11 protein-coding genes are annotated in these 8,617 nt (G+C 42.8%); all 11 read left to right on the top strand.

The genetic code is table 11. The features are described from left to right. Nucleotides 1–190: 190 nt before the first annotated feature. The 11 genes from Q0I54_RS13270 to queF all read left to right on the top strand — a co-directional run bounded on the left by Q0I54_RS13270 (nucleotide 191) and on the right by queF (nucleotide 8,581). Complete coding sequence (locus Q0I54_RS13270; protein ID WP_367270773.1) at nucleotides 191–1,321, top strand: GNAT family N-acetyltransferase; 1,131 nt, start codon at nucleotides 191–193, stop codon at nucleotides 1,319–1,321. A gap of 234 nt (nucleotides 1,322–1,555) precedes the next feature. Then, nucleotides 1,556–2,317 carry an exodeoxyribonuclease III gene (locus tag Q0I54_RS02910; protein ID WP_296116288.1) on the top strand — a complete coding sequence of 254 codons (762 nt, stop codon included), beginning with the start codon at nucleotides 1,556–1,558 and terminating at the stop codon, nucleotides 2,315–2,317. 9 nt (nucleotides 2,318–2,326) lie between these two features. After that, a complete protein-coding gene (lepB, locus tag Q0I54_RS02905; RefSeq protein ID WP_296116285.1) occupies nucleotides 2,327–2,953 on the top strand; it encodes a signal peptidase I in 627 nt (208 codons plus the stop codon). Between the two features lie 36 nt (nucleotides 2,954–2,989). Further along, the gene (locus tag Q0I54_RS02900; RefSeq protein ID WP_296116283.1) at nucleotides 2,990–3,685 is read left to right on the top strand and encodes a S1 RNA-binding domain-containing protein; all 696 of its coding nucleotides are present in this window, start codon (nucleotides 2,990–2,992) and stop codon (nucleotides 3,683–3,685) included. 41 nt (nucleotides 3,686–3,726) lie between these two features. Beyond that, nucleotides 3,727–4,191, top strand: a complete 465-nt coding sequence (locus Q0I54_RS02895; RefSeq protein WP_296116282.1) for a hypothetical protein — start codon at nucleotides 3,727–3,729, stop codon at nucleotides 4,189–4,191. A gap of 13 nt (nucleotides 4,192–4,204) precedes the next feature. Continuing rightward, entirely contained in the window at nucleotides 4,205–5,233 is a 1,029-nt protein-coding gene (locus Q0I54_RS02890) for an SseB family protein (RefSeq protein ID WP_296116281.1), read from the top strand. Nucleotides 5,234–5,543: 310 nt separating this feature from the next. Then, nucleotides 5,544–5,975, top strand: coding sequence for a 6-carboxytetrahydropterin synthase (locus Q0I54_RS02885; RefSeq protein WP_296116280.1), 432 nt, complete (start codon nucleotides 5,544–5,546; stop codon nucleotides 5,973–5,975). Between the two features lie 70 nt (nucleotides 5,976–6,045). Beyond that, complete coding sequence (gene queE, locus Q0I54_RS02880; RefSeq protein ID WP_296116278.1) at nucleotides 6,046–6,714, top strand: putative 7-carboxy-7-deazaguanine synthase QueE; 669 nt, start codon at nucleotides 6,046–6,048, stop codon at nucleotides 6,712–6,714. Nucleotides 6,715–6,731: 17 nt separating this feature from the next. Further along, nucleotides 6,732–7,310 carry a GTP cyclohydrolase I FolE gene (gene folE, locus Q0I54_RS02875; protein ID WP_296116276.1) on the top strand — a complete coding sequence of 193 codons (579 nt, stop codon included), beginning with the start codon at nucleotides 6,732–6,734 and terminating at the stop codon, nucleotides 7,308–7,310. A gap of 23 nt (nucleotides 7,311–7,333) precedes the next feature. Next, the gene (gene queC / locus Q0I54_RS02870; RefSeq protein WP_296116274.1) at nucleotides 7,334–8,020 is read left to right on the top strand and encodes a 7-cyano-7-deazaguanine synthase QueC; all 687 of its coding nucleotides are present in this window, start codon (nucleotides 7,334–7,336) and stop codon (nucleotides 8,018–8,020) included. Nucleotides 8,021–8,083: 63 nt separating this feature from the next. Continuing rightward, nucleotides 8,084–8,581 carry a preQ(1) synthase gene (gene queF / locus Q0I54_RS02865; RefSeq protein WP_296116272.1) on the top strand — a complete coding sequence of 166 codons (498 nt, stop codon included), beginning with the start codon at nucleotides 8,084–8,086 and terminating at the stop codon, nucleotides 8,579–8,581. Nucleotides 8,582–8,617: the final 36 nt, after the last annotated feature.

Raw genomic sequence — 8,617 nt, 5'->3', positions numbered from 1 at the left:
GATGAATTTCCTATCAAACAAAAGCACTTCGTGCAAATGATGCGCACTCGCACGAGAAGAGATTCTTGCTTTGCAAGAGTGCTCGGCGCGGGCAAGAAAGATGTGCTATTGACAATTTTAAACGCGTAAGTGTGTGATAGCACACTTTCTTGCTTGCATATAGAAAAACGCAGGGAAGAAGGATAGAAAAGTGATTCGTTTGGCACAGGAAAAAGATCTGGAAAAAATACAGGGAATCTATGCATATGCCCGTAAATTTATGGCAGAACATGGAAACCCAACCCAGTGGGGACAGACACGTCCAACGGAAGAGACGTTACGAAAAGATATTGAGAAAGAACAACTGTATGTAATAGATGAGCAGAATCAGCTTCAAGGGGTATTTGCCCTGATCATTGGAGCAGATCCAACTTATCAGAACATCGAGCGGGGCAGCTGGATGGATGACAGTACCTATGGAACGATTCATCGGATCGCATCAGCACCGGAAGCACATGGCGTCATGGCACAGGTACTTGATTTCGCATGGGGAAAAAAGAAACATTTACGAATTGATACGCATGAGAATAACAAGATAATGCAGCATCTGATTCTGAAAAATGGATTTGAAAAATGCGGCATTATCTATGTAGACGATGGAAGCCCAAGAATTGCGTTTGAAAAAATAGCGGATAAAAAAGTAACAGAACAAAAAACTTCCACAGCAAAGAAAACTCTGGATGAAACAAATAGAACAGTATCAGAAGCGAATACAAAGACTCAGATCCGCATTGCGACACCTTATGACGCAAAGGAGATTCTGGATATTTATGCGCCGTACATTTTAGATACCGCGATTACTTTTGAGTACGAAGTTCCAGCGCTGGAGGAGTTTCGTGAACGAATCGAACATACTCTGGTGAAATATCCGTATCTGGTGGCTGAGAAAAACGGTCAGATCGTTGGTTATGCCTATGCCGGTCCACTGCATGAACGGGTGGCCTATGACTGGGCGGTAGAGACATCCATCTATGTAAAAATGGATGCGAGAGGACATGGAATCGGGAAAAAACTATATGCTGCGCTGGAAGAAGCATTGCGCAGACAGCATATTGTATGTGTAAATGCCTGTATTGCTTATCCTGATCAGGAAAATGATGCTTATCTGACGACAGACAGCATTGAGTTTCATACACATTTGGAGTATAACATGGTCGGAGAATTTCATCAGTGTGCTTACAAGTTTGATCGTTGGTACAATATGGTATGGATGGAAAAAAGCCTGTGTGAACGTCCGGAAAAACCTGAACCGATGATCTGGTTTTCATACTTGCGGAAATGAAAAGTGTAGAGTACAGTGATTCTGAGAAGAATAATTACAGATGTTGCTCCACATCTGATATAAAATGTTGGCTTGCTGTCTGCTGTTGAATATGATATACTAAAAAAGTATGAAACCGTTTGGAAATATGAGGTTTCGGAAAGAAAAATAAGATAGAAAAACAAGCATTTTTGCCAGGATTTTTATGAACGATAAATATGCCTGTGCTTGCGAAGAAATAAAAGGAAGTTTAAGATGAAGTTAATTTCATGGAATGTAAATGGTTTGCGCGCCTGTGTACAGAAAGGGTTTCTTGATTTCTTTCATGAGGTAGACGCAGATATTTTTTGTGTGCAGGAGACAAAGCTCCAAGAAGGGCAGATTCAGCTTGATCTGGAGGGGTATGAGCAGTATTGGAACTATGCGGAGAAAAAAGGATATTCCGGAACGGCAGTATTTACGAAAAAAACACCGTTGTCTGTCCGTTATGGAATTGGGGTTGAGGAGCATGACCATGAAGGCCGTGTGATCACGTTGGAGTACGAGAAATTTTTCTTTGTGACCGTATATACACCGAATTCCCAGAGTGAACTGGCGCGTCTGGATTATCGTATGAAATGGGAGGATGATTTCCTTGCTTATATCAAATTCCTGGAGGAGACGAAACCGGTGATTTATGCAGGAGATCTGAATGTGGCGCATCAGGAGATCGATCTGAAAAATCCAAAGACAAACCGTAAAAATGCAGGATTTACGGATGAAGAGCGTGAGAAGTTTTCAACGGTTCTTGCCAATGGAATGATTGATACGTTTCGTTATTTTTATCCGGAGAAGACGGGAATTTATTCTTGGTGGTCATACCGGTTTAAAGCTCGGGAGAAGAATGCCGGATGGAGAATTGATTATTTTGTGACGTCAGGGGCGTTGAGAGAAGTACTGCAGGACGCGAAGATTCATACAGAAGTACTTGGATCGGATCACTGCCCGGTAGAACTGGATATTAATATGGAATGGTAGGGATGGCAGATGCAGAAAGAACGACAGACAGAGCGAAGAAAGATGGAAGATGAGAAGAGGCGTACCGCGAGAAAAGAGGTATTCAGCTGGGTACGGATGTTTGCAATTGTGATCATTGTTGTATTTGTGCTGACACAGTTTATTATCATTAATGCGAAAGTTCCTTCTGGTTCCATGGAAAATACAATTATGACACATGACCGGCTGATCGGATTCCGGTTTGCTTACTGGTTTGACGAGCCGCAGCGTGGTGATATCATCCTGTTTGAGTATCCGGTGGATGAAAAACAAATATACATCAAACGTGTGATCGGACTTCCGGGTGAGACGGTAGAGATCCGTGACGGACATGTTTACATTGACGGATCTGATGAACCGCTGCAGGAAGATTATCTGAAAGAGGAGTGGACCTGGGAAAATGATGGTTATACCTTTGTGGTTCCAGAGGGCTGTTACTTTGTGATGGGTGATAACCGAAATGATTCATTGGATGGCCGTTTGTGGGCTGGAGAGGCTCTTAAGTCCGGTGTTGCATCGACCCCGGAGGAGGCTGAGCAGTACAGTTATGTCAGAAAAGATAAAATCAAGGGAAAAGCAATTTTTAAATATTTTTCGAAATTTGCAATTTTGAAATAGAAATTGACAGCATATGTTGCGGAAAGGAATGAAAAAATGACAGAATCAATGAAAGACTTTGAAAAAGAACTGGAAGAATCCTACAAAGTAATGGGTGATGGAGAGAAAGATACCGATACTTTGCTTGCATGGGAGAAAATCAAAGAATTATATGAAAATCAGGAGACATTGACTGTTACTGTTTCCGGTATTGTAAACAAAGGTGTGATCGCATTGGTTGAGGGAATCCGTGGATTTATCCCGGCTTCCAGACTGAGTTTAAGCCATGTGGATGATCTGAATCCATGGCTTGGCAGAGAACTGCAGGTTCGCATCATTACTGCAGATGCAGAAAATGACAAACTTGTATTATCTGCAAGAGAAATTTTGAAAGAGGCCCGTGATGCGGAGAAAAAATTAAAAGTAGCAGAAATCAAAGAAGGCGATGTTTTAACTGGAAAAGTTGAGACAATCAAAGATTATGGCGCATTTGTTGATCTTGGCGATGGCGTAACCGGACTGGTACACATTTCCCAGATTTCCCTGGACCGTATCAAACATCCTTCCGTAGTTCTGAAAGAAGGACAGGAAGTTCAGGTCAAAGTCATTGGAAATAAAGATGGCAAGATCAGCCTGAGCATGAAAGCCCTGCTTCAGGAAAAACAGGAAGAGGAAGAAGTAAAGGTAGAGATTCCGGAGGCTGAAGAAATCGGAACTTCCATGGGAGATCTGCTGAAAAACTTTAAGTTTTAATAAATAGGAAGAAGTCTTTTGAAAGAAACAGGAGGTTACTCATGGCGGCGAATAAGCTTGTGCGTGAACCCGGAAAATATTTTGACTGCACATCCATGCATGGAAAATGGTGTACGATCACACTGGTTGGACAAGATGTGGGATATGCCCGGGTAGGAATCATTTCCTCCGGAAAAGATTATATTTTGTTCCAGTTCCGGGATAAAAGGGGATTGGTGGCGAAAGCCTATGTCAAACATATTGTGGAAATTAAAATGAATGAGCGAAAACTGAAAAAGGAACAGGAATTGATCGTTCAGGAATGGGATGACAGTGTGAATCCTTTCACCTGGTTCCTTGACAAACGCTGTGATATTCACGTTCATCAGACACGGTTGTTTGAGGCAAGTCCTGGATTTTTTCGGGCAAAGATCATGTTTGTCGGAGAGAATATCATTCGAATCCGGGAAAACAGCAAAGATTACAATTTGAACCAGTTTATGATCTGTGGGATGATGGAGAGTTGAGAGGGTAGAAACAATGGAAAATGAGAAAAAAACAGTCGCAGCGGAATTTACAAACGAGGCTGTTGAGACAGCAATGAAGACATTTCTGGGCGAAAAAACAAATGAAAATATGGCGAAACTGATGCAGGCGATGAAAGATGCGAGATTTCTGGTTCCTGCAGATTTCCCGCCAGAGATCAAAAAACAGGTAATCGAGAAAGCAAAACGTGGCGAGAAGATCAATGTGAAATCTGCACCGCGTATGCTTCCAATCATTGTTCAGAATCAGAAAGGGGAGCATTTTGCACCGGCTTACACATCCAGATCACAGATGAAAGAAAATACAAAATATCCGGCGATCCTGAATGTGACCATTGATGAACTGCTGCGCATCGGTTCTGCACCGCAGCTGGATCTGAAAGGTATCATCGTAAATCCGGACACCGATAAAATGATCCTGCATCCGCAATTTATTGATGCGATGAAGAAAGTTAAAGCAGCGCAGGCACAGGCAGCTGCACAGCCGCAGCAGGGACAGGGAACTGCACCACAGGGCAAACCGCAGGTGAAAGAATTCAAGATGAGCCGTACACAGTTTGAAATGTATGCCCGCAGAACCTGTGAATGGGGAATTATCCCGCGTGCTGCATACAAAGAAAATGCAGAATTTATGAAGAAACTGGAAGAGCAGCAGGGCAGATTTATGGCAACACTGTACCGTCAGCCATATGGTGACAAGCTTCCATGCCCGTACTCTGAAAAAGATTTCGATGTAATGATTCTGAATATCGATGATACAACCTGTGTGGCAAGTATTGAACTTCCAAAGCAGAATATGGCACCGCAGATGGCACATTCCATGTACATTGTGTGGAATCCGCAAAATAACGAAATGCGTTATTTTACCATTGAGCAGGGAATGCCGAATGAAGACAACGTTCTTTGCGGTGTGGATGCTGACGGAAAACGTGAGGAACTTCAGACTGCTCCACCTACCGGAAGTGAAATTTCCGCAGTGCTGGAACTGGTTCGTGAGGAGCGGGAAGAAGCACAGTCGCAGTAAAAAGTACTTGAATATTTTTTGTATAGCTGATATAATTATCAGTTGTGTTTGGAAAACAGAATAGACAGTTCGTTTGTACCATCCTGTCGTAAAATAAAACCAGGGCTAGATCAGGTAAACTTTATCTGTGTTTATGCGAGCCATGGTGTGAAAATGCCATGGCTCTTTTTTGTAATAGGAAATTACTACGTAATATTCCTATTACAAAAAACGCTCCGCTTTGTTCATGAAAATGATCTGATGAAAGGTTTTGTGAGGTAAGATGTGCTTCCGTGGATGATGGTCGGTACAGACGAGAAGGGATAGGGATATGTATAAAATTAGAACAGAAGAAAGTTTTGATTCGGCACATTTTCTGGCCGGATATGATGGAAAATGCAGCAACCTGCATGGACACCGCTGGCGGATCGTGATGGAAGCCGGAGCAAAGCAGTTGCATGAAGATGGACAGCTGCGTGGAATGATTACTGATTTTGGAGATATCCGCAGAGATTTAAAGAAACTGGCAGATTTTTATGATCATGCCCTGATCTATGAAAGTGGTACATTAAAACCGCTGACAATTCAGGCGCTGCAGGACGAAAACTTCCGATTGATCGAAGTGCCGTTTCGACCGACTGCAGAAAATTTCGCAAAATTCTTTTATGATAAAATGACAGTACAGGGTTATCAAGTGATGGAAATGGCGGTATATGAGACGCCGAACAACTGTGCAGTATATTCTGAAAGCGAAAGAAAATAGTGGATTTTAAGAGGAAAAGATAACAGATCGAGAAATCTGAAAATCGTATAAATTGGAGACGAAAATAAATATGGCAAATTTTAAAGTGGTTGAAATATTCAGCAGTATCAATGGGGAAGGAACCCGTGCAGGACAACTGGCAGTGTTTGTGCGTATGCAGGGTTGCAATCTGGATTGTACATACTGCGATACAAAATGGGCAAATGAGAAAGATACGAGGTTCCACTGGACTTCCACAGAGGAGATTGTGGAACTGCTGCGAAGCATGGAAATCAAAAATGTGACGATCACCGGTGGCGAGCCGCTGCTTCAGGAAAATATCCAGGAATTGTTGGAAGCACTGGCAAAAGAAGAAGGACTGCGTGTGGAGATCGAGACCAATGGCAGTGTGGATCTGAAAACATTTGCCGAGATTCCGAACGGACCGTCATTTACAATGGACTATAAACTTCCAGGAAGCGGAATGGAAGCACATATGCTGGATGAAAATTTTTCAGTTTTGCGCCAGCAGGATACCGTTAAATTTGTAGTAAAAGATTACACGGATCTTTGCCGTGCGCGGGATGTGATCCGTACCTATGATCTGACAGAGAAATGTCATGTGTACTTAAGCCCGGTTTACGGACAGATCGTACTGGAAGATATTGTAAACTTTATGAAGGATAACCGCATGAATGATGTCAACATGCAGCTGCAGATGCACAAGATCATCTGGGACAGCGAAATGCGTGGCGTATAAGAAAGAGAGGATGAAAGATGGCTATAGATAAAGATGCAGTGCGTGAGCATGTGCGTGGACTTCTGATCGCTCTGGGAGATGATCCGGACAGAGAAGGGTTAAAGGATACACCGGATCGCGTGGCACGGATGTATGAGGAAGTATTTGAAGGTATGAATTATACCAATCATGAGATTGCACAGATGTTTGACAAAACTTTTGAAGAAGATCTGACATTCTCTTCAGATAACAGCGATTTTGTCATTGTAAAAGACATTGATATCTTCAGTTACTGCGAGCATCATATGGCGCTGATGTACGATATGAAAGTGACCGTAGCTTATGTGCCAAACGGAAAAGTTATTGGCCTGAGCAAGATTGCACGTATTGCGGACATGGTTTCCAAACGTCTACAGCTGCAGGAGCGTATCGGAACCGATATCGCAGAAATCATGCAGGAGATCACCGGTTCTGAGGATGTGGCTGTTCTGATCGAGGGATGCCACAGCTGTATGACAGCTCGTGGAATTAAAAAGACAGATGCAAAAACTTATACGACAACACTGCGTGGACGCTTCCAGACAGATATGCTGCTGCAGATGCGTTTAAATCGATAGTAGTAATAGAAGGAGAATGAAAAATGGCAGAAAAAGCACTGGTATTGTTCAGTGGCGGCGTGGATTCTACAACCTGCCTTGGACTTGCAATTGATAAATACGGAAAAGAAAATGTGATTGCACTGTCTGTATCTTACGGACAGAAGCATGAGAAGGAAATCGAGGCTTCCAGAAAAATCGCAGAGTATTATGGTGTAGAACATTTATATCTGGATCTGGGCGCAATCTTCCAGTACAGCAACTGTTCTCTGCTTAGCCATTCCACCGAAGAAATTCCGGAGGAAGCATATGCTGAGCAGCTGACAAAGACAGACGGAAAACCGGTTTCTACTTATGTGCCGTTCCGAAACGGGTTATTTTTATCTTCTGCGGCAAGTATTGCATTATCCAAAGACTGCAACGTGATCTACTATGGAGCGCACAGTGATGACGCAGCTGGAAGCGCCTATCCGGACTGTTCTGATGCATTTAATCAGGCCATGAAAGAGGCCATTTATCTTGGAAGCGGAAATCAGATTACCATCGAAGCTCCGTTTGTCAACTGGACAAAGGCTGATGTGGTAAAAAAAGGTCTGGAATTGAAGGTTCCGTATGAACTGACCTGGAGCTGTTATGAGGGCGGCGACAAACCATGTGGTAAATGCGGAACATGTATTGACCGTGCTGCTGCATTTGCAAAAAATGGGGTCAAAGATCCGGCGTTAGATTAATTGACGGATATTAGATGTGCGAAATACATTGTGCAAATTCGAATAACTCAGTGAGGTAATGAGATGACAGGAAGAAGCAAAGAAGAAACTGCAGGTGTATCCCTGCTTGGAAATCAGAATGTACGTTATCCGGATGATTATGCACCGGAAGTATTGGAAACATTTATAAACAAACATCCGGGGAATGACTATTTTGTAAAATTTAACTGCCCGGAATTTACCAGTCTGTGCCCGATCACAGGTCAGCCGGATTTTGCAACCATCACAATTTCCTATGTGCCGGGAGAGCGTATGGTGGAGAGTAAATCCCTGAAACTGTATTTGTTCAGTTTTCGCAATCATGGCGATTTTCATGAGGATTGCGTGAATGTGATCATGAAAGACCTGATTAAATTGATGGATCCAAAATACATTGAGGTGTGGGGAAAATTTACTCCGAGAGGCGGTATTTCCATTGACCCGTACTGTAACTATGGGAAACCGGGCACAAAATGGGAAGATGTGGCATGGAACCGTATGGCAAATCATGACCTGTATCCGGAAAAAATAGATAACCGATAGAAAACAGGACATCTGTTGGAACAGGATTCGAAGGAT

Origin of the sequence: uncultured Eubacterium sp., assembly GCF_934295145.1 — a bacterium.
Taxonomy (GTDB): Bacteria; Bacillota; Clostridia; order Lachnospirales; family Lachnospiraceae; genus Eubacterium_I.
Note: the sequence above shows the minus strand (reverse complement) of the source record. Positions and strands in the feature narration are given on the sequence as shown.

Coding starts and splice junctions, on each gene's coding strand:
- queE (WP_296116278.1), top strand. CDS start 6,046: ATGGCAAATTTTAAAGTGGTTGAAATATTCAGCAGTATCAATGGGGAA.
- queF (WP_296116272.1), top strand. CDS start 8,084: ATGACAGGAAGAAGCAAAGAAGAAACTGCAGGTGTATCCCTGCTTGGA.
- Q0I54_RS02885 (WP_296116280.1), top strand. CDS start 5,544: ATGTATAAAATTAGAACAGAAGAAAGTTTTGATTCGGCACATTTTCTG.
- queC (WP_296116274.1), top strand. CDS start 7,334: ATGGCAGAAAAAGCACTGGTATTGTTCAGTGGCGGCGTGGATTCTACA.
- folE (WP_296116276.1), top strand. CDS start 6,732: ATGGCTATAGATAAAGATGCAGTGCGTGAGCATGTGCGTGGACTTCTG.
- Q0I54_RS02910 (WP_296116288.1), top strand. CDS start 1,556: ATGAAGTTAATTTCATGGAATGTAAATGGTTTGCGCGCCTGTGTACAG.
- Q0I54_RS02895 (WP_296116282.1), top strand. CDS start 3,727: ATGGCGGCGAATAAGCTTGTGCGTGAACCCGGAAAATATTTTGACTGC.
- Q0I54_RS02900 (WP_296116283.1), top strand. CDS start 2,990: ATGACAGAATCAATGAAAGACTTTGAAAAAGAACTGGAAGAATCCTAC.
- Q0I54_RS02890 (WP_296116281.1), top strand. CDS start 4,205: ATGGAAAATGAGAAAAAAACAGTCGCAGCGGAATTTACAAACGAGGCT.
- lepB (WP_296116285.1), top strand. CDS start 2,327: ATGCAGAAAGAACGACAGACAGAGCGAAGAAAGATGGAAGATGAGAAG.